This window comes from Pseudokineococcus lusitanus (assembly GCF_003751265.1).
Taxonomy (GTDB): Bacteria; Actinomycetota; Actinomycetes; order Actinomycetales; family Quadrisphaeraceae; genus Pseudokineococcus; species Pseudokineococcus lusitanus.
In genome coordinates this window covers 260,293-279,070 of the sequence record NZ_RJKN01000004.1, presented here as the reverse complement: position 1 = coordinate 279,070, position 18,778 = coordinate 260,293, and the positions used below count along the sequence as shown (strand labels likewise).

The 18,778-nt window shown below is 78.6% G+C and carries 17 protein-coding genes and 1 pseudogene; 14 read left to right on the top strand and 4 right to left on the bottom strand.

Annotated features, from left to right (window positions below):
• The first annotated feature begins 2 nt into the window (after positions 1 to 2).
• The 12 genes and pseudogenes from EDC03_RS09445 to ccsB all read left to right on the top strand — a co-directional run bounded on the left by EDC03_RS09445 (position 3) and on the right by ccsB (position 13,700).
• Positions 3 to 1,472, top strand: a complete 1,470-nt coding sequence (locus tag EDC03_RS09445) for a glutamyl-tRNA reductase (RefSeq protein ID WP_241967136.1) — start codon at positions 3 to 5, stop codon at positions 1,470 to 1,472.
• Positions 1,469 to 2,425, top strand: a pseudogene (gene hemC / locus EDC03_RS09440) (hydroxymethylbilane synthase); the annotation flags it as partial. The gene EDC03_RS09445 and the pseudogene hemC, both read left to right, overlap by 4 nt.
• 368 nt (positions 2,426 to 2,793) lie before the next feature.
• On the top strand, positions 2,794 to 4,614 hold the full coding sequence (locus EDC03_RS09435) for a bifunctional uroporphyrinogen-III C-methyltransferase/uroporphyrinogen-III synthase (RefSeq protein ID WP_241967121.1): 1,821 nt from the start codon (positions 2,794 to 2,796) through the stop codon (positions 4,612 to 4,614).
• A gap of 141 nt (positions 4,615 to 4,755) precedes the next feature.
• Positions 4,756 to 5,748, top strand: coding sequence for a porphobilinogen synthase (hemB, locus tag EDC03_RS09430; protein WP_123379959.1), 993 nt, complete (start codon positions 4,756 to 4,758; stop codon positions 5,746 to 5,748).
• Between the two features lie 77 nt (positions 5,749 to 5,825).
• Positions 5,826 to 6,353 (top strand): MarR family winged helix-turn-helix transcriptional regulator, encoded by a 528-nt coding sequence (locus tag EDC03_RS09425; RefSeq protein WP_123380105.1) that lies wholly within the window; start codon positions 5,826 to 5,828, stop codon positions 6,351 to 6,353.
• A gap of 93 nt (positions 6,354 to 6,446) precedes the next feature.
• A complete protein-coding gene (hemL, locus tag EDC03_RS09420) occupies positions 6,447 to 7,823 on the top strand; it encodes a glutamate-1-semialdehyde 2,1-aminomutase (RefSeq protein WP_123379958.1) in 1,377 nt (458 codons plus the stop codon).
• Between the two features lie 139 nt (positions 7,824 to 7,962).
• Complete coding sequence (locus EDC03_RS09415) at positions 7,963 to 8,709, top strand: AAA family ATPase (protein ID WP_123379957.1); 747 nt, start codon at positions 7,963 to 7,965, stop codon at positions 8,707 to 8,709.
• A 65-nt stretch (positions 8,710 to 8,774) separates the two neighbouring features.
• Positions 8,775 to 9,455 carry a histidine phosphatase family protein gene (locus tag EDC03_RS09410; protein ID WP_123379956.1) on the top strand — a complete coding sequence of 227 codons (681 nt, stop codon included), beginning with the start codon at positions 8,775 to 8,777 and terminating at the stop codon, positions 9,453 to 9,455.
• An 85-nt stretch (positions 9,456 to 9,540) separates the two neighbouring features.
• Complete coding sequence (locus tag EDC03_RS09405) at positions 9,541 to 10,146, top strand: TlpA family protein disulfide reductase (RefSeq protein ID WP_123379955.1); 606 nt, start codon at positions 9,541 to 9,543, stop codon at positions 10,144 to 10,146.
• Positions 10,143 to 10,922 carry a cytochrome c biogenesis CcdA family protein gene (locus EDC03_RS09400; RefSeq protein ID WP_241967120.1) on the top strand — a complete coding sequence of 260 codons (780 nt, stop codon included), beginning with the start codon at positions 10,143 to 10,145 and terminating at the stop codon, positions 10,920 to 10,922. The genes EDC03_RS09405 and EDC03_RS09400 overlap by 4 nt, the downstream gene beginning before the upstream one ends.
• The gene (resB, locus tag EDC03_RS09395; protein ID WP_199720096.1) at positions 10,919 to 12,715 is read left to right on the top strand and encodes a cytochrome c biogenesis protein ResB; all 1,797 of its coding nucleotides are present in this window, start codon (positions 10,919 to 10,921) and stop codon (positions 12,713 to 12,715) included. The genes EDC03_RS09400 and resB overlap by 4 nt, the downstream gene beginning before the upstream one ends.
• A gap of 1 nt (position 12,716) precedes the next feature.
• Positions 12,717 to 13,700, top strand: a complete 984-nt coding sequence (ccsB, locus tag EDC03_RS09390) for a c-type cytochrome biogenesis protein CcsB (protein ID WP_123379954.1) — start codon at positions 12,717 to 12,719, stop codon at positions 13,698 to 13,700.
• A 96-nt stretch (positions 13,701 to 13,796) separates the two neighbouring features.
• On the opposite strand, the gene EDC03_RS09385 is transcribed toward ccsB, so the two are convergent.
• Positions 13,797 to 14,102: a PLD nuclease N-terminal domain-containing protein gene (locus tag EDC03_RS09385; RefSeq protein WP_148058049.1), complete on the bottom strand. Its 306-nt coding sequence runs from the start codon at positions 14,100 to 14,102 to the stop codon at positions 13,797 to 13,799.
• Positions 14,103 to 14,239: 137 nt separating this feature from the next.
• Between EDC03_RS09385 and EDC03_RS09380 the strand changes: the two genes are divergently transcribed.
• On the top strand, positions 14,240 to 14,527 hold the full coding sequence (locus EDC03_RS09380; protein ID WP_123379952.1) for a DUF4229 domain-containing protein: 288 nt from the start codon (positions 14,240 to 14,242) through the stop codon (positions 14,525 to 14,527).
• A gap of 4 nt (positions 14,528 to 14,531) precedes the next feature.
• Here the strand turns inward: EDC03_RS09380 and EDC03_RS09375 are convergent, their stop codons facing one another.
• From EDC03_RS09375 to EDC03_RS09365, 3 genes are all read right to left on the bottom strand, one after another.
• Positions 14,532 to 14,852: a hypothetical protein gene (locus tag EDC03_RS09375; protein WP_148058048.1), complete on the bottom strand. Its 321-nt coding sequence runs from the start codon at positions 14,850 to 14,852 to the stop codon at positions 14,532 to 14,534.
• 71 nt (positions 14,853 to 14,923) lie between these two features.
• Complete coding sequence (locus EDC03_RS09370; protein ID WP_123379950.1) at positions 14,924 to 15,805, bottom strand: 1,4-dihydroxy-2-naphthoate polyprenyltransferase; 882 nt, start codon at positions 15,803 to 15,805, stop codon at positions 14,924 to 14,926.
• 11 nt (positions 15,806 to 15,816) lie between these two features.
• Positions 15,817 to 17,046 (bottom strand): AMP-binding protein, encoded by a 1,230-nt coding sequence (locus EDC03_RS09365; RefSeq protein WP_158674256.1) that lies wholly within the window; start codon positions 17,044 to 17,046, stop codon positions 15,817 to 15,819.
• A gap of 180 nt (positions 17,047 to 17,226) precedes the next feature.
• Between EDC03_RS09365 and EDC03_RS09355 the strand changes: the two genes are divergently transcribed.
• The gene (locus EDC03_RS09355; protein ID WP_123379948.1) at positions 17,227 to 18,639 is read left to right on the top strand and encodes an MFS transporter; all 1,413 of its coding nucleotides are present in this window, start codon (positions 17,227 to 17,229) and stop codon (positions 18,637 to 18,639) included.
• Positions 18,640 to 18,778: the final 139 nt, after the last annotated feature.

Genomic DNA, 18,778 nt, shown 5'->3' with positions numbered 1-18,778 from the left:
CGATGGTCGTGGGCCTGTCCCACCGCACCGCCCCGCTCGAGGTCCTCGAGCGGGCCTCGCTCGACGGTGCCGCCGCCCGGGCGATGGCCCAGTCCGCCTGCGCGGGCGAGGACGTCACCGAGGCCGTCGTCCTGTCGACGTGCAACCGGCTCGAGGTCTACAGCGAGGTGGCCAGCTTCCACGGCGGGCTCGCCGACCTCGGCGCCGCGCTCGTCGCCGCCACGGGCGTGCCGCTCGTCGACCTCACCGACCATCTCTACGTGCACTACGCCGACGGCGCGGTCGAGCACCTCTTCACCGTCGTGTGCGGGCTCGACTCCATGGCCGTGGGGGAGTCGCAGGTCCTCGGCCAGGTGCGCTCGGCCCTGCGTCGCGGCCAGGAGGACGGCAGCGTCGGCAGCCACCTCCACGGGCTGCTCCAGCGCGCCCTGCGCGTCGGCAAGCGGGCCCACTCCGAGACGGGCCTCGACCACGCGGGCCACTCCCTCGTCGAGGCGGGCCTCGCGCACGCCGACGAGGTCGTCGGGGGCCTGCCCAGCGCGCGTGTCCTCGTCGTCGGCGCCGGCGCGATGAGCGCCCTCGCCGTGACGACGGCGCACCGCCTCGGCGCGCGCGACATCACCGTCGTCAACCGGACGCCGGCCCGCGCCCAGCGCCTCGCCGAGGCCGTCGGCGGCCGGTGGCTCGCCCTCGACGACGGCACGAGCCTCGAGCGCGCCCTCGCGTCGGCCGACGTCGTCCTGTCCTGCACGGGCGCCGTCGGGCACGTGGTCGACGCCGCCACGGTCGGCGCCGCCCGGGCGCTCCGCGGGGGCGGCGGCGGGTCCGCCTCCGCCGCACCGCAGCTCGTCGTCGACCTGGCCCTGCCGCGCGACGTGGCGCCCGAGGTCGGCCGGATCCCCGGCGTCGTCGTCCTCGGCCTCGCCGAGCTCGGGGCCCAGCTGGCCGACGAGGCGGCGTCCGCGGCCGCGGGCGGCGTCGCCGACGACCTGCGCGACGCCCGCGCGATCGTCGCCGAGGAGGCCGCCGGCTACCTCGCCGAGCAGCGCGCCGCGGCCGTCGCGCCCACGGTCGTGGCCCTGCGCACCCACGCTCGCGAGGTCGCCGACGCCGAGCTCGCGCGCCTGCGCCAGCGGCTCGGCCCGGCGCTCGACGAGCGGCTCGAGGCGGAGGTGCAGCAGACGCTGCACCGTGTCGTCGCGACGCTGCTGCACACCCCGACGGTCCGGATGAAGTCGCTCGCGGCCGACGCCGCGGTCGGCCCGTCCTACGTCGAGGCGCTGCGGCGCCTGTTCGACCTCGACCCCGCGGGGACGCGCGAGCCCCTCTCGGCCGGCGAGGCCCTGCGCGCCCGCCCCGAGGTCCGCACCGCGGCCGCGGGGCACGCCCCGGCGGCGGTGCCCGTCCACGCCATGCGCGACCTGCTGGCCGGCGTGCCGCGCGGCCGCGGCGCGGCCGGGGACGCCCCGTGACCGCCGCGGAGGTCGGCGGCGCCGGCGCCGCGGGCGGCCCCCTGCGCCTGGGGACCCGCCGGAGCCCGCTCGCCCGCGCGCAGTCGGAGATGGTCGCCGAGCGCCTGCGGGCGACGAGCGGCCGCGCCGTCGTGCTCGTCGAGGTGACGACGCAAGGCGACGTCGACCGGGCGCCGCTGCGCCAGATCGGCGGCACCGGCGTCTTCGTCGCCGCGCTGCGGGAGGCCCTGCTGGAGGGGCGGGTGGACCTCGCCGTCCACTCCTTCAAGGACCTGCCGACCGCGCCGGCGCCCGGGCTCGTGCTCGCGGCCGTGCCGCCGCGGGAGGACCCGCGCGACGTGCTCGTCGGCGCGGGCGGCGCGGGGCTCGGCGACCTGCCCGTCGGCGCGCGCGTCGGCACGGGCTCCCCGCGCCGGGCCGCGCAGCTGCGGGCCCTCGGGCTCGGCCTCGACGTCGTCGACGTCCGCGGCAACGTGGACACCCGCGTCGGCTTCGTCACCTCCGGCCGTCTCGACGCCGTCGTCCTCGCCAGCGCCGGGCTGCGACGCCTCGGCCGCCACGACGAGGTGACCGACGTGCTCGACGTCGACCAGGTCCTCCCGGCGCCGGCCCAGGGCGCCCTCGCGCTCGAGTGCCGTGCGGACGACGACGCCACGGCGCAGGCCTGCGCGGCGCTCGACGACCCCGCGGCGCGCGCCGCCACGACCGCCGAGCGCGCCCTGCTCGCCGCCCTCGAGGCGGGGTGCTCGGCGCCCGTCGGCGCCCTCGCCCGCCCGGCCGCGGGGGAGGGCGGCGGGCTCCTCGAGCTCGTCGCCGTCGTGGCCGCCACCGACGGCTCGCGCGTCCTGCGCCGCTCCGTGCGCGGCGACGAGGCAGAGGCCGCGGAGCTGGGCCGCCGCCTGGCGGCCGAGCTCCTCGCGGACGGCGCCGCCGACCTCGTGGCCGACGGCGCCCCGGCGGGCTCTGCCGCCGCCGGCGCTGGCGGGGGCTCCCTCGGGGGCCTGCCCGCCGGCGGCGCGCTCGACGTGGCCCCGGACGCCGTCGCCGGCCCCGACCACGGCGGCGCGGCCGCCGCGCCCCCGGTGGAGCCCCCGCCGACCCGCCCGCCCGTCGACACCCCCGTCGCGCCCGTCCTCCCCGACGAGGCCGGCACGCCCCCGCTCCCGATCCACCCGTCCTCCCCGGCCCTGCGCCCTGCCGGCACCCCGCCCCCGGGCAGCCAGCCGCCGCCCGGCGGTACCAGCAGCACCCGCAGGACCCCCGGAACCGCACAGACTCCTCCCGCCGACGCGCGGGGGAGCAGCTCCCAGGAGAGTGAAGCGTGACCGCGCGCACCGGCCTCCAGCTCGACCAGCGCCCCGCCACCGGCGGGGCCCCCGCCAGCGCCCCGTCCTCGGGCGTCGTCGCCCCCGTCGACGCCGTGCTCGCCCCGGCCGCCCCCGTGGCGACCGGCGACGCCGCACCGACCGCCCCCGCCGCCGGCTCGTCGGCCACGGGCGGGCGACGGACCGCACCCCTCGGGCAGGTCTCCTTCGTGGGCGCCGGCCCGGGCGACCCGGGCCTGCTCACCGTCCGTGCCGCGGACCTGCTGGCCCGGGCCGAGGTCGTCGTCGTCGACGGGCCCGTCGGCGCGACGCTCGCGTCCCGCTCCGCGCCGGAGGGCGTCGAGGTCCTCGACGCCCGCCAGGTCGCCGACGCCGGCGAGGCCGGCCCGGACGGCACGGTCGTGGCGCCCACCCCGACGGCGCGCGCCCGCGCCGTCACCCGGCTCGTCACCCGCGCGGCGAAGGCCGGGCGTCGGGTCGTGCGGCTGCTGCCGGGCGACGCGGCGACCTTCGAGGGCCTCGCGGAGGAGCTCCTCGCGTGCCACCGCGCGGGCGTGCCCTTCTCCGTCGTCCCGGGCGTCTCGCCCGCCGTGGCCGTCCCCGTCTACGCCGGCGTCCCCGTGACGACGGCGGGCGTGGGCCAGGTGCACGTCGTCGACACCGACCGCGAGGCCGTCGAGGCGGCGGGCCTCACGGCCGCCCGCGAGACGGTCGTGCTCCTCGGCTCCCGCGAGGGCGTCGCCGGCGCGGCGCTCGCCCTCGTCGCGGCGGGCCGCTCGGCGTCGTCGGCCGTCAGCGTGACGACCGGCGGCACGACGACCGCCCAGCACACGACGTCGACGACCCTCGCCGAGCTGCCCTCGGTCCTCGACGCCGGCGACGGCGCCTGGCCCGGCCCGCTCGTGGCCGTCACCGGTCCCGGCGTGGCGCTGCGCGAGCGGGCGTCCTGGTACGAGAACCGGCCGCTGTTCGGGTGGCGGGTCCTCGTGCCGCGCACCCAGGCGCAGGCGGGCCCGCTCACGACGCTGCTCGCGGAGGCGGGCGCCGTCGGCGAGGTCGTCCCGACGATCTCCGTCGAGCCGCCGCGCACGCCGCACCAGATGGAGAAGGCCGTCACCGGCCTCGTCACCGGCCGGTACGAGTGGGTGGGGTTCACGTCGGTCAACGCCGTGCGGGCCATCCGCGAGAAGTTCGGCGAGTACGGGCTGGACGCCCGCGCCTTCGCCGGCCTCAAGGTGGCCGCGGTCGGCGGGACGACGGCGCAGGCGCTGCGCGAGTGGGGCATCGAGCCCGACCTGCTGCCCACGGGCGAGCAGTCGGCCTCGGGCCTCCTCGAGAGCTGGCCCGCGTACGACGAGGACCTCGACCCCATCGACCGGGTCCTCCTGCCGCGCGCCGACATCGCCACGGACACCCTCGTGGCCGGCCTCGCCGAGCTGGGCTGGGAGGTCGACGACGTCACGGCGTACCGCACCGTCCGCGCCGCGCCGCCGGCCGCCCCGGTGCGCGACGCCATCAAGAACGGCGCCTTCGACGCGGTCGTCTTCACGTCGTCCTCGACGGTCCGCAACCTCGTCGGGATCGCCGGGAAGCCGAACCCCAGCACGGTCGTCGCGTGCATCGGCCCGGCGACGGCGCAGACCGCCGTCGAGCACGGCCTGCGCGTCGACGTCATGGCGCCCGAGCCCAGCGCGCCCGCCCTCGTGGCGGCGCTGGCCGACCACGGGGCCGCGCTGGCCGCGGCCGCGGCGGTCGCCGGCGAGCCGCTGCAGCGCCCCAGCGAGCGACGGGTGCCGGCGCGCCGCCGCGCGCGCTGACCCGACCGCCCTGCCCCCGGCGCCGTCCGCCCGCCCCCGCGGGCGGGCGGCGCCGTCCCGGGCGGCCCCGGCCCCGGCGGCCGCCCCTCCGTACCGCCGCGTACCCCGCGCACCCCAGCGAGACCTCCTCGGGAGACCGCCGTGCCCTTCCCCCTCGAACGCCCCCGGCGCCTGCGCGCGACGCCCGCCCTGCGCGGGCTCGTCGCCGAGCGGCACCTCGACCCGCAGCAGCTCGTCCTGCCGGTCTTCGTCAAGGAGGGCCTCGACGCCCCCCGGCCCGTCGCGAGCCTGCCGGGCGTCGTCCAGCACTCGCTCGCCTCCGTCGTCGACGCCGCCTCCGAGGCGGTCGAGGCCGGCGTCGGCGGGATCATGCTCTTCGGCGTCCCCGCGGTCCGCGACGCCCGCGGCAGCGCGGCCGACGACGAGGACGGCGTCCTCAACGTCGCCCTGCGCGCCGTGGCCGACGCCGTCGGCGACCGCACCGTCGTCATGGCGGACCTCTGCCTCGACGAGTTCACCGACCACGGCCACTGCGGCGTCCTCGTCCAGGACGGCCCACGGGCCGGCGAGGTCGACAACGACGCCACCCTCGAGCGGTACACGGCGACGGCGCTGGCGCAGGCCGCGGCGGGCGCCGGCCTCCTGGGCCTCTCCGGGATGATGGACGGCCAGGTCGGCGCGGTGCGACGGGCGCTCGACGACGCCGGCCGCCAGGACGTCGTCCTCCTCGCCTACGCCGCCAAGTACGCGTCCGCCTTCTACGGCCCCTTCCGCGACGCCGTCGAGTCGACGCTCGTCGGCGACCGCCGGACCTACCAGCAGGACCCGGCCAACCGTCGCGAGGCGCTGCGCGAGGTGCGCCTCGACGTCGCGGAGGGCGCCGACGTCGTCATGGTCAAGCCGGCGCTGCCGTACCTCGACGTCCTGTCCGACGTCGCCGCGTCCGTCGACGTGCCGGTGTGGGCCTACCAGGTGTCCGGCGAGCTGGCGATGGTCGAGGCCGCCGCGGCGAACGGCTGGGTCGACCGGGAGCGGACCATCCTCGAGACGCTGACGAGCATCCACCGCGCCGGCGCCGGGGCGGTCCTCACCTACTGGGCGGTCGAGGCCGCCCGCTGGCTCCGCCGGGGCTGACGACCGCGGACCGCCGCGGCGCCGCGCCCGGCGGCGATGTGCGGTGGCCGACGGTGCCCGGCGGCTACGGTGCGCTCATGCCTCCCGCCGCGGCGGTACCGCCCCGAGACGCCCCGGACCCCTCCGTGACGGCCCCCGGGACCCCCGGCGACGGCGCCACCCGCTGGCTCGACCCGCGCGAGCAGGGCGTCTGGCGCAGCTACCTCGAGGGCACCCAGCGGCTCTGGGACCACCTCGGGGCCGTGCACGAGGCGGCCGCGGAGGTCTCCCTCCAGGAGTACGAGGTGCTCGTGCGGCTGTCCGAGGCCGACGACGGCGGCCTCCGGATGTCGCAGCTGGCCTACGTCCTCGTCCACTCCCGCTCGCGCCTCACGCACACCGTGGGCCGGATGGAGATCCGCGGCCTCGTGGAGCGACGCGCGTCGCCCGACGACGGCCGCGGCGTCCTCTGCGTCATCACCGACGAGGGCCGGGCCGCGCTCGAGCGGACGGCGCCGCTGCACGTCACCGGCGTGCGCGAGGTGCTCGTGGACGTCCTGCGGCCCGACGAGCTCGACGCCCTCGGCGCCGCGCTCGAGAAGGTCGCCGCGCGCCTGCGCGGCTGACCCCGCCTCCTCCCTCACCGCGACGTGCGGCACACGTCGCGGGAGGGGAGGGCGAGGGGCGGGGGAGCGGGGCCCGGCGGCAGGATGGGGACCATGCCCTCCCCCGACCGCCCCTACCCCGCGACGGCCCCGACCTCGGAGGCGCTGTTCGACCGCGCCCGGCAGGTGACGCCCGGCGGGGTCAACTCGCCGGTGCGGGCCTTCGGCGCCGTCGGCGGCACGCCCCGCTTCATGGCCTCGGCCCGCGGCCCGTACCTGCGCGACGTCGACGGCCGCGAGTACGTCGACCTCGTCTGCTCGTGGGGGCCGATGATCCTCGGCCACGCGCACCCGGAGGTCGTCGCCGCGGTGCAGGAGGCCGTGGGGCTCGGGACGTCGTTCGGCACGCCGACGCAGCGCGAGGTGGAGCTGGCCGAGGAGATCGTCGGCCGCGTCGCCCCCGTGGAGATGGTCCGCCTCACGAGCTCGGGCACCGAGGCCGTCATGAGCGCCGTCCGGCTCGCCCGCGGCTTCACGGGCCGCTCCGTCGTCGTGAAGTTCGCCGGGCACTACCACGGCCACGTCGACACGCTGCTGGCCGCGGCGGGCTCCGGCGTCGCGACGCTCGGCCTCCCGGACAGCCCCGGCGTCACCGGGGCGACGGCCGCCGACACCGTCGTCGTCCCGTGGAACGACCCCGAGGCGCTCGAGGCGGCCTTCGCCGAGCACGGGCCCCGCGTCGCGGCGCTCGTCACCGAGGCCGCCGCGGGCAACATGGGCGTCGTCCCGCCCCGGCCCGGCTTCACGGCGCTCATGCGCCGGCTCACGCGCGAGCACGGCGCCCTCCTCGTCAGCGACGAGGTGATGACCGGCTTCCGCGTCTCGGCGTCGGGCTGGTACGGCCTCGAGGGCCCGCAGGGCGCGGGCGACGACGGCGAGGCCGGTGCCCCCGACCTCATGACCTTCGGCAAGGTGATGGGCGGCGGGCTGCCCGCCGCGGCCCTCGGCGGGCGGGCCGACGTCATGTCCTCGCTCGCCCCTGCGGGCCCCGTCTACCAGGCGGGCACGCTGTCGGGGAACCCGCTGGCCACCGCCGCGGGCCTCACCACGCTGCGGCTGTGCACGCCCGAGGTGTACGCCCACCTCGACCGGACGGCGGCGACGCTCTCCGCGGCCGCCTCCGCCGCCCTCTCCGACGCCGGTGTGCCGCACACCGTCTCGGCCGCCGGCAACATGTTCACGGTCTTCTTTACGGGCGACGAGGTGCACGACTACGCCGGCGCCCGCCGCCAGGACCTCCAGGCCTACGCCGCCTTCTTCCAGTCGATGCTCGCCGACGGCGTCCACCTGCCGCCCAGCGCCTTCGAGGCGTGGTTCCTCTCGGCGTCGCACGACGACGAGGCCGTCGGCCGCGTCCTCGAGGCGCTCCCGCGGGCGGCGCAGGCCGCCGCCCGCTCGCAGAGCAGCGTCGCGGGCCAGACGGGCACCTGAGCGGGGCACAGCTGCCGGTGACGTCGGCGTCTTCTTCACGTTCCCGGGGCCCCCGAGGGTGAAGTCGGCGTCTACTTCACGCCTGCGAGGGTCCTGAGAGGGAAGTCGGCGTCTACTTCACGGGCGGGGGAGGGGCGGGATGGACGACGACGTCACGATCGACTGGGGCCTGCCCGTCCGTCGGGTCGAGGAGCAGCCGAAGGAGCCGCTGCGCCGCGACACGTGGCCCGGGACGATCGCGGCGGTGCGCCAGGTCGTCGACGAGGGGCTCGACCTCGGGCCGGCCACGGTGCTCGTGGGGGCCAACGGGGCGGGCAAGTCGACGCTCGTCGAGGGGATCGCGACGGCGTTCGGCCTGCCCGGCGGCGGCGGCACGGGCAACACCCGGCACTGGGAGGACCGCTCCGCCGACCTGTCCCCGCTCGCCGGCTCGCTCCGGCTGGTGCGCGGCGCGGGCGCCTCGCGGTGGGGCTACTTCCTGCGCGCCGAGACGATGCACACGCTCTTCGGCGACCTCGTCGAGCGGTCGGCGGCGCGGACCGACCGCCGCCTCATGAGCCACGGCGAGTCCTTCCTCGACGTCCTCGAGGACCACTTCGACGACAGCGGCCTCTTCCTCCTCGACGAGCCGGAGTCGGCGCTCTCCTTCGAGAGCCAGCTGGCGCTCGTCGGCGTGCTGGCGGCGCAGGTGGCCACCGGCCGGGCGCAGGTCGTCGTCGCCACCCACTCGCCGCTCGTCGCGGCCCTGCCGGGCGCCCGGCTGCTCGAGGTCTCGGAGCGGGGTCTCGAGGAGGTCGCCTGGGAGGACCTCGACGTCGTCCGGCACTGGCGCTCGTTCCTCGACGCCCCGGAGCGCTACCTGCGGCACGTCCGGCCCGGCGCCTGAGCGGCGCCCGGGCGGCGCGTGCGGGGCGCCCCGACCCGACGGACCGCGTCCGGCAGGATGCGCCCATGCCTGCCGACGCTCCCGCGCCGCTGCCCGACCCGACGGCGCGCACCGTCGTCCACCTCCTGCGCCACGGCGAGGTCCACAACCCCGAGGGCGTGCTCTACGGGCGCCTCCCCGGCTTCCGGCTCTCCGAGCGCGGCCTCGCGATGGCCGACCGGGTGGCCGAGCACCTCGTGGCGACGGGCGCCGACCTCGCGCTCGTCGTCGCCTCGCCGCTGGAGCGCGCGCAGCAGACCGCGCGGCCGACGGCGGCGGCGCTGGGCCTCGAGGTCGGCACGGACGAGCGGCTCATCGAGGCGGGCAACCAGTTCCAGGGGCTGACGGTCGGCGTCGGCGACGGCGCCCTCGGCAAGCCGCGGCACTGGTGGAAGCTCCGCAACCCGGTGGTGCCGAGCTGGGGCGAGCCCTACGTCGAGCAGGCGGCCCGCATGCACGCGGCCGCGGACGAGGCGCGCGTGCGGGCGGAGGGGCGCGAGGCGCTCCTCGTCAGCCACCAGCTGCCCATCTGGGTGGCCCGGCTCGCGGCCGAGGGGCGGCGCTACGTGCACGACCCGCGCAAGCGGCAGTGCAGCCTCGCCAGCCTCACCTCGCTGCACTACGTCGGGCACCGCCTCGTCGGCGTCACCTACCGCGAGCCGGCCGCCGACCTCCTGCCCGGCGCGAACCCCGTCCCCGGCGCCTGACCCTCACGTCCGGCCCCGCCGCCGGGCGGCCGGCGGCGCCCTGCTCCCAGGGGACTGCCAGGTTCCGTGTGGGACCCTCGAGGTCGTGGGCACCCGAGCAGCGCAGCGCACCGTCGGCCGTCCCCTCGTCGTCGCCGCCGCCCTCGGGGCCGCCCTCGTCGCGGGCGGCTGCTCGACGAGCGAGGCGGGCGCGGACGGCGCCGTCGACCAGGGGTACGTCTCCGGCGACGGCAGCCTCGTCCAGCTGGCTCCCGACGACCGCGGCGACCCGGTCGAGCTCGTCGGCACCACGCTGAAGGGCGAGACCGTCGACGTGACGGAGTGGCGCGGGGCGCCCGTCGTCCTCAACACGTGGTTCGCCGCCTGCGGCCCCTGCCGGGTCGAGGCGCCCGACCTCGTCGCCGTCGCCGAGGAGACCGCGGCCGACGGCGTGCAGTTCCTCGGCATCAACACGCGGGACGGGGCCGCCCAGGCCGAGGCCTTCGAGGAGGAGTTCGGCGTGGGCTACCCCTCGCTGCTCGACCGCGACGGCGAGGGCGTGCTGGCGCTGCGGGGCGAGCTCCCGCCGTCGGCGACCCCCACGACCCTCGTGCTCGACGCCGAGGGCCGCGTGGCCGCCCGCTTCCTCGGCATCGCCGACCCCGCCACCCTGCGCACCGTCATCGGCGACGCCGTCGCGGAGGCCAGGTGACGGCGGTGCTCGCCACCGCCGGGGCCCCGGACGCCCTCGGCGCGGTCGCCTTCTCGGGGCCCGTCCTCCTCGCGCTGCCCGTCGCGGCGCTCGCGGGCCTCGTCTCCTTCGTGTCGCCCTGCGTGCTGCCGCTCGTCCCGGGGTACCTCGGCTACGTCACCGGCCTCACGGGCGTCGACCTCGAGCGGCAGCGTCGCGGCCGGCTCGTCCTCGGGGCGCTCCTCTTCGTCCTCGGCTTCAGCGTCGTCTTCGTCGTCCTCGGCTTCACCGCGGGGGCGCTCGGCGGTCTCCTCCAGGAGTGGGGCACCGAGATCGCCCGCGTGCTGGGTGTGGTCGTCGTGCTCCTCGGGCTGTCCTTCGCGGGCGTCCTGCCGGCGCTGCCCGTGCTCGGCCGGGAGGTCGCGGTGCGCCGCCGGCCGCGGCCGGGCCTCGCCGGGGCACCGCTGCTCGGCGTCGTCTTCGGCCTCGGCTGGACGCCGTGCATGGGCCCGACGCTCGCGGCCATCACGTCGCTGTCCTTCGTCTCCGGCTCCGGCTCCCGCAGCGTCCTGCTCGCCGTCGCCTACTGCGTCGGCCTCGGGGTGCCCTTCCTCCTCGTCGCGCTCGCCGCGAGCCGCGGCGCCCGGGGCGTCGAGGTGCTGCGCCGCCACCGCCTCGCCCTGACGCGCCTCGGCGGCGCCGTCCTCGTCGTCGTCGGGGTCCTGCTCGTCACGGGCGTGTGGGCGAGCTGGACGAGCGCCCTCGGCACCCGCTTCTACGACTGGGCGCTGCTGTGAGCGCGGACCAGGGCGCGGACCAGGGCGCGGACCGGTCCACGGACCGGGACGGGCGCGGCAGCGACGTCGGCGCGGCGGCCGCCCGCGGCGACCGCACCTCCGACGGCTCGGGCCCGCCCGTCCAGCCGCGCCTCGGCGTCGTCGGCACCCTCCGCTTCGTCTGGCGGCAGCTGACGAGCATGCGCGTCGCCCTCCTGCTGCTCCTCCTGCTCGCCGTGGCGGCGGTGCCCGGCTCGGTCGTCCCGCAGACGCCCATCGACCCGGCGGCCGTCGTCGCCTACACCGAGGAGCACCCCGTCCTCGCGCCGTGGCTCGAGCGGGTGGGCGCCTTCGACGTCTACAGCTCGCCGTGGTTCTCGGCCATCTACCTCCTGCTCTTCGTCTCGCTCGTGGGGTGCGTCCTGCCCCGCAGCCGCCGGCAGTGGACGGCGTGGCGCTCGCGCCCGCCGCGGACGCCGTCCCGGCTCGAGCGCCTGCCCGAGCACCGCGTCGTCGTGCCGGCGGCCGGCACGACGGCGGAGGCCACGCTCGAGGCGGCCGCCGCCGAGCTGCGCCGGCGCCGCTACCGGGTCGACGTCCGCACGCCCCGGGAGGGCGCCGCGGCCCGCGGCGGCTCGGTGTCCGCCGAGAAGGGGCACCTGCGCGAGACCGGCAACCTCGTCTTCCACCTGTCGCTCGTAGGGCTGCTCCTCGCCCTCGCGGCGTCCAGCCTCCTCAGCTACCGCGCGCAGGTCGTCGTGCCCGTGGGGCAGGGCTTCTCCAACACGGTCGCCCGCTACGACACCTTCACGCCCGGCGTCTGGGTGCAGCCGGACGACCTCGCGCCCTTCACGGTCGCCCTCGACGGCCTGACGGTCGACTTCGAGGAGGCGCTCGGTGGTCAGTACGGCGCTCCCCGTGATTTCGAGGCCCAGGTCGAGGTCGACCGCGGCGACGGCGACGTCGAGAGCGACGTCATCCGCGTCAACGAGCCGCTCCACGCGGGCGGCGCGGAGATCTACCTCGCCGGCAACGGGTACGCGCCCGTCATCACCGTCACGGACTCCGAGGACCGCGTCGTCTACTCGGAGCCGACGCCCTTCCTCGCCCAGGACGACTTCTACAGCTCCGTCGGCGTCGTGAAGGTGCTCGGCTCCCGCCCCGAGCAGATGGGCTTCACCGGGGCATTCCTGCCGACCGCCGTCGTCGACGACCTCGGCCCGCGGTCGATCTACCCCGACGCCCGCGACCCCCTCCTGGTGCTCACCGGCTTCGTCGGCGACCTCGGCGCGGTCAACGACGGGCGGCCGGTCAACGTCTACGAGCTCGACACCCAGGGCATGGAGCAGATGACGCGCGACGACGGCACTCCGTGGTCGGTGGCGATGACCCCCGGCCGGTCCGTGGAGCTGCCGGGCGGCCGCGGCACCCTCACGTTCGGCTACCCCGACGCCACGGAGGCCGAGTCCGTCGCCGGGGGCACGCTCGACGCGCTGCCGCGCTTCGCGGGACTGACCGTCCGCGCCGACCCGGGCCGCCTGCCGGCCCTCGGCTTCTCCGTCCTCGCCATCGCCGGCCTCACCGCCTCGCTGTTCACCCCCCGCCGCCGGGTCTTCGTCCGGGTCCGGGGCGACCGCGTCGAGGTCGCGGGTCTGGCCCGCGGCGAGGACGCGGGCCTCGCGGCGGAGGTCGGCACGCTCGCCCGTACCCTGGGGACGTCCCCGCGGTCGGACGCCCCCGCCCCCGGCGGTCCCGCGGGCACCACCCCGACCGGACGCGAGTCCGGCCCCACCGGCACCACCTCCGGGAGCTGACATGGACGCGTCCCTCGCCGCGACGAGCAACCTCCTCGTCTACTCGGCCATGAGCGTCTACGTGCTGGCGTTCGTCGCCTTCGCGCTGGACCTCTCCGGCCGCGGCCGCACCCGCGAGGTCGTCGCGGGCGCCACGGCGCGCAGCCGCACGCTCGTCGGCGCCGGCGGCGCGGGCGAGGACACCGCCACGGCGACGGAGGGCGGCGACGTCGTCCGCGTCCGCCGCGGCGCCGCCGCGGTCGGCGTGACGACGACGTGGCTCGCCCTCCTGCTCCACGGCGCCGCCGTCGTCACCCGCGGGCTCTCGGCGCACCGGGTGCCGTGGGGCAACATGTACGAGTTCTCGCTGACGGGCTCGGCCGTCGTCACGGCGGTCTTCTGCGTCGTGCTCCTGCGCCGCGACCTGCGCTACCTCGGCGTCTTCGTCGTCGGGCCCGTGCTGCTCAGCCTCGGCGTGGCGCTGGCCGTCCTCTACACGGAGTCGGCGCAGCTCGTCCCCGCCCTCCAGAGCTACTGGCTCGTCATCCACGTGTCGGTGGCGGCGGTGAGCTCGGCGCTCTTCGTCATCGCCTTCTCGGCCAACGTCCTGCAGCTCGTCCAGGACCGCCGCGAGCGGATGGCCGCCGCCGGCCGCCCCGCGCGCCGCGGCGCCTTCATGGAGCGCCTGCCGGGCTCGGTCGAGCTCGAGCGGGCCGCCTACCGCCTCATCGCGGTGTCCTTCCCGCTGTGGTCCTTCACCCTCGTCGCCGGTGCCATCTGGGCCGAGCGGGCGTGGGGCCGGTACTGGGGCTGGGACCCCAAGGAGGTGTGGACCTTCGTCATCTGGGTCGTCTACGCCGCCTACCTCCACGCCCGCGCCACGCGGGGGTGGGACGGCCGCCGCTCGGCCTACCTGGCCATCGCCGGCTTCGCCTGCATCCTCGTCAACTACGGCGTCGTCAACGTCTTCTTCCCGGGCGAGCACAGCTACGCCGGGATCGGCTGACCCACCCGCCGCCCGGGCCCCGGGCGGCGGACGACGAGAGGGCCCCCGCCACGTGGCGGGGGCCCTCTCGTCGTCGGGGCTGCGGACCGGGCGGGGTCAGGTGCGCGTGCCGTCCCCGGGCCGGCCGTCGAGGTCGCGCAGGTCGCGCAGGAACGTGGGGTCGTCGTCCGGGCCGAGCGGGCCACGGGGCGGACGGCCGCCCCCGCCCCCGCCGCCGCCCTCGGCGCGCTGGCGGCCGACGGTCAGCCACAGCACCGGGCCGAGCACGGGCAGGACGATGCAGAGGACCACCCAGGCGGTGCGGGGGAGGACGGCGATCTCCTCGTCCCGGCTCCGCAGGACGTCGAGCACGGTGTAGACCGCCAGCCCGAGGGCGACGAGGACGAGCACGGCGCGCAGCATCACCCGATGGTACGGACGGCCCCGCGGCGCCGCCCGTCCCGGGGCGCCCGTCCGGGTGCGACGTCGACCACGTCGCCGGGGCGCCGCGGCCCCGGAGGGCGTGCGACCGCCGCGGGCCCGGCGCCTACCCTGGGACGGTGCTGCTGCGCTACTCGCTCCTCCGGCTGACCGTCCTCGCCGCCGTCGGCGCGGCCGCGTGGGCGGCGGGGCTGCGGGACGTGTGGTGGCTGCTGGCCACGGCGGTCGGCTCGCTGCTCGTGTCGCTGGTCGTCCTGCGCGGGCCGCGCGACCAGGTGGTCCGCCACCTCGAGGAGCGCCAGGAGCGCCGGGCGGCCGACCTGCCGCGGCGGCCCCGGCGGCGCGGCCTCGACGACACCGAGGCCGAGGACGCGGCGGACGACGCCGCCCGCGGCCGCGACGCCTGAGGCGTCAGCCCGCCAGGAGCGCCTGCACGCGGGCCCGCACGTCGGGCCGCTCGGCGAGCACGTCGCCCACGGCGACCTCGGCCGGGAGCCGTCGCCACGAGCCGTCCTCCGCGAGCACGTCGGCCAGGGTCCGCACGAGCTGGGGGGCGTCCTCGTCGAGCAGGTCGAGCCCCACGAGCACGTCCTCGGTGACGACGAGCCGCACGCGCGCGTCGCCGGCCCCCTCCTCGCCCGGCTCGGCGAGCGCGTCGACCTCGCCGGCGCCTGCCGCCACCACCACGAGGTAGGCGTCCGCCCCGTCCGCCCGCACGTCCACCGCTGCCACGCGGGGATCGTCGCAGCCCCCGGCCCCGACGGCGTGCGCGCCAGGTCCCCGGCGTGTCAGCGCGCCGGCGCTCAGGCGGCGAGGGCCAGCCCGAGCGCGAGCAGCGCGGCGTGGACGAGCTCGAGCCGTCCCGTGGCGGCCAGCACCGGGACCAGCGCCCGCCCCTGCGCCCCGCCCAGCACGGTGCGGGCCGGCGGCACGGCGGGTACGAGGGCGAGGAGCGCGAGCAGCGGCCAGGCGGAGCCGAGGACCGCGGCGGCCGGCAGGGCCAGCAGCGGCGGCACGAGCACCAGCGCGGCGAAGAGGGTCCGGGTGCGCGGCGCGCCCAGCCGCACGGCGAGGGTGCGCTTGCCGGCGACGGCGTCGGTCGGCACGTCGCGGAGGTTGTTGGCGACGAGGATCGCGCAGGCGTGCAGCCCGACGCCGACGGCCGCGAGGACGGCGACGACGCCGACCCGGTCGACCTGGACGTACGTCGTCCCGAGCACCGCCACGAGGCCGAAGAAGACGAAGACGAAGACCTCGCCGAGGCCCAGGTACCCGTACGGGCGGCGTCCGCCGGTGTACGTCCACGCGGCGGCGACGCAGGCGGCGCCGACGAGGAGGAACCACCAGTGGCCCGTCAGCACGACGAGGAGGAGCCCCGCGAGGGCGGCGACGCCGAAGGCGGCGAAGGCCGCGCGCCGGACGGCGCCCGGGGCGGCGACGCCCGAGCCGACGAGCCGCAGCGGGCCGACGCGGTCGCGGTCGGTGCCGCGGACGCCGTCGGAGTAGTCGTTGGCGTAGTTGACGGCGACCTGGAGGGCGAGGGCCACGACGAGGGCGAGCAGCGCCCGTCCGAGGTGGGCGTCGCCCAGGGCCGCCGCGGCGCCCGTGCCCGCGAGGACGGGGGAGACCGCCGCCGGGAGGGTCCTCGGCCGCGCGCCCTGCACCCACTGACCCGCCGTCGCCACGGCGGGAGAACCTACCCGCCGCCCGGGGGCGGGCCGTCCGCCGCCGCCGCGAGCGCCGCGGCCGCCCGGCGGTCCGGCTTGCCCAGAGCCCGGCGCGGCAGGTCGTCGACGAGGACGAGCCGCCGCGGCGCGGCGGCCCGCCCCAGCGCGGCGGCCGCGGCGGCCCGCAGCGCCGCGAGGTCCGGCGCGGGCCCCCCGGGGGCGGGGACGACGACGGCGACGACCGCCTGCCCCCAGCGCTCGTCGGGGACGCCGACGACGAGGACCTCGCGCACGCCGGGGGCTCCCGCGAGGACCGCCTCCACGGCGGCGGGCGCGACCTTCTCCCCGCCGGTGACGAGCACGTCGTCGAGCCGGCCGAGCACCTCGAGCCGGCGGCCGCCCCGTGCGGCGGGGTCGTCGACCCAGCGGCCGGCGTCGGCGGTCCGGGTCCAGCGCGTCCCGGCGCGCACGGGCTGGTCGAGGGCCAGGACGTCGCCGCCGAGCAGCACCCGCCCGTCGTCCTCGAGCGCGACCTCGACGCCGGGCAGGGGGACGCCGTCGTAGACGCAGCCGCCGCACGTCTCGGTGGCGCCGTAGGTGCGCACGACGCGGGCGCCGGCGTCCGCGGCGGCGGCGAGCAGGGAGGGCGGGGCGGCCGCGCCGCCGAGGAGCACCGCGTCGAGCGCGGCGAGCACCCGCCGGCCCCCGGGGTCCTCGAGCAGGCGCACGAGCTGGGTGGGGACGAGCGACGTCCGCACCGGCCCCGGGGCGCGCGCGAGCAGGCGCTCCGCCGCCGCGACGAAGGCGTCGGCGGTGAAGGGCGTGCCCGGGGGCAGGGCGGCGGGCACGGTCCCGGCGACGGCGCCCCGCGCGAGGACGTTCCACCCCGCGACGTGCGCCAAGGGCAGGCACAGCAGCCACGACGCCGGACCGCCGAGGACGGCCTCGCCGCCCCGCGCACCCGCCCGGACCGCGTCCGCGCCGAGCGGCACGAGCCGGGGCGCCCCCGTGCTGCCCGAGGTCGGCAGGAGGAGCACCGCGCCCGCCGCGGCGGGGCCGGCGTCGCGGGCGGCGGCGCGCAGGGCGTCGTCGCCCGGGCCGCCGGGCAGCGGCAGCAGGGACGGTGCGACGGGCGCGCCCGCGCGCAGGCGGCGGGCGAGGAGCTCCTGCGCCCCGGCCGCCCAGCCGTCGGGGTCGTCGGCGCCCGCGGCGGCGGCGTCGACCGGGACCTCGAGGACGCCGGGGGCCTGCGGGCTCATCCCGGCAGGGTAGGCAGCGGGCGGCCGCGCGGGCCGTCGGCCGCGGTGCCGGCGGGGCCGCGCGCGGCTCGTCCCGCCCGCCCGGGCCGGGTTACCGTGGGGGCGACGGGTCCGGCGGACGGGCTCCAGGGACTGCGCGAGGCCTGTGGTGGGGAGGCTCGCCCGCTGGAGCGCACCTGCATGAGCACGACCCCTCCGTCCCGCACCGCCGACGGCGCCCCCTCGGGCCCCGCCGACGCCGACGTCCCCCGCACGACCCTCACCCCGGCCGACGCCGCGGACGCCCCCGCCGCGCACACGCCGGCGCCCGCCCCCTCGGCCGGCCCGGCCGCGGCGGCGCCCCCGGGCCGCGGCCGCTGGCAGGCCTTCGTCGGCTCCTTCGCGCAGTACCGCGAGCTGCCGCCGGTCGCGGGCCGCTCCTACCTCGTCATGGCCTTCCTCGCCCGGCTGCCCATCACGATGGTCCCCGTCGGCGTCCTCACGCTCGCGACGGCGGCCACGGGCTCCGCCGCCGCCGCCGGGCTCGCCGCCGCGGCCGCGGCGGTCGGCGAGGCCGTGGGGGCCCCGGTGAGCGGCGCCGTCGCCGACCGGCGCGGCCAGCGCCCGGTCCTGCTCGTCGTCGCGGGCCTGCACGCCCTCGCGCTCGTGGCGCTGCTCACCGCCGCCGCCTCGGGCGACCCGACGGCGCTCGCCGCCGGCGCCGCGCTCGTCGGCCTCACCGTCCCCCAGGTCGGGCCCATGTCCCGCGCCCGCTGGCTCGTCATGTCGCCCAGGAACGTCCGGACGGCGTTCGCCTTCGAGGGGACGGCCGACGAGGTCGGCTTCGCCCTCGGCCCGGCCCTCGTCGGCCTCTCGGCGGTCCTCCTCGGCGCGACGGCGCCGGTCGTGCTCGCGGCGGTGCTCGTCGTCGGCCTCGTCACCGCCTTCGCCCTGCACCCCAGCGCGGCCGCGGTGCCGGCCCGCTCGGCCGCCGACCGCGCCGCGCTGAAGGAGCGCCGGCGGGCCGAGGCGGCCGGACGCGGGTTCGAGCCCCTCGTCCTCGTGCCGCTCGTCGGCATGCTCGCCATCGGCGTCTTCTTCGGCGCGAGCAACGTCTCGCTCGTCGCGTCGGCGGACGACGCCGGCGTCCCCGAGGTCGGCGGCCTCCTCGCCGCCGCCATGGCCGTCGGCTCCGCCGTGACGGCGCTCGCCGTCGTCGCCCTGCCCGCCTCGCTCGGCCCGTGGCGCCGGTGGGCCGGGTCGGCGGTGCTCCTCGTCGTCGGCGCCGCCGTCATGCACCTCGCGTCGCCGTCGCTGCTGCCGCTCGTCCTGGCCACGGTGCTCGCGGGCCTCGCCGTCGGCCCGCTGCTCGTCACCATCACCGACGTCGCCGGCCGCCTCGCGCCCGAGGGCGGCGCGGGCCTCGCCTTCACGCTCCTGACGAGCGGCATCGTCCTCGGCGTCGCCGGCGGCTCGGCCCTCGCCGGCCTCGTGGGGGAGCGGGTCGGCACGACGGCGGCCTTCTGGGTCGGCGTCGGCGCCGCGGTCGTCCTCGTCCTGCTCGTTCTCGTCGCGGCGGCCACGCGCCGCCCGCTGCCGCCCCACGCGGGCTGACGTCGAGGTCGGTGCGTCGATCCGACGGACCGCCGTCACATCGACGCACCGCCCTCCAGCCCGTGCGCTCCGGACGCGGTGCACCGCGTCCTGAGCGCACCGGCTTGGTCGCCCGGACGGTGCGCCGCGCTGTTGACGA

What these genes read in the sequence shown, in the direction of transcription:
- EDC03_RS09445 (WP_241967136.1), top strand. Translation starts at nt 3, where the DNA reads ATGGTCGTGGGCCTGTCCCACCGCACCGCCCCGCTCGAGGTCCTCGAG.
- EDC03_RS09425 (WP_123380105.1), top strand. Translation starts at nt 5,826, where the DNA reads ATGCCTCCCGCCGCGGCGGTACCGCCCCGAGACGCCCCGGACCCCTCC.
- hemL (WP_123379958.1), top strand. Translation starts at nt 6,447, where the DNA reads ATGCCCTCCCCCGACCGCCCCTACCCCGCGACGGCCCCGACCTCGGAG.
- EDC03_RS09415 (WP_123379957.1), top strand. Translation starts at nt 7,963, where the DNA reads ATGGACGACGACGTCACGATCGACTGGGGCCTGCCCGTCCGTCGGGTC.
- EDC03_RS09410 (WP_123379956.1), top strand. Translation starts at nt 8,775, where the DNA reads ATGCCTGCCGACGCTCCCGCGCCGCTGCCCGACCCGACGGCGCGCACC.
- ccsB (WP_123379954.1), top strand. Translation starts at nt 12,717, where the DNA reads ATGGACGCGTCCCTCGCCGCGACGAGCAACCTCCTCGTCTACTCGGCC.
- EDC03_RS09385 (WP_148058049.1), bottom strand. Translation starts at nt 14,102, where the DNA reads ATGCTGCGCGCCGTGCTCGTCCTCGTCGCCCTCGGGCTGGCGGTCTAC.
- EDC03_RS09365 (WP_158674256.1), bottom strand. Translation starts at nt 17,046, where the DNA reads ATGAGCCCGCAGGCCCCCGGCGTCCTCGAGGTCCCGGTCGACGCCGCC.
- EDC03_RS09355 (WP_123379948.1), top strand. Translation starts at nt 17,227, where the DNA reads ATGAGCACGACCCCTCCGTCCCGCACCGCCGACGGCGCCCCCTCGGGC.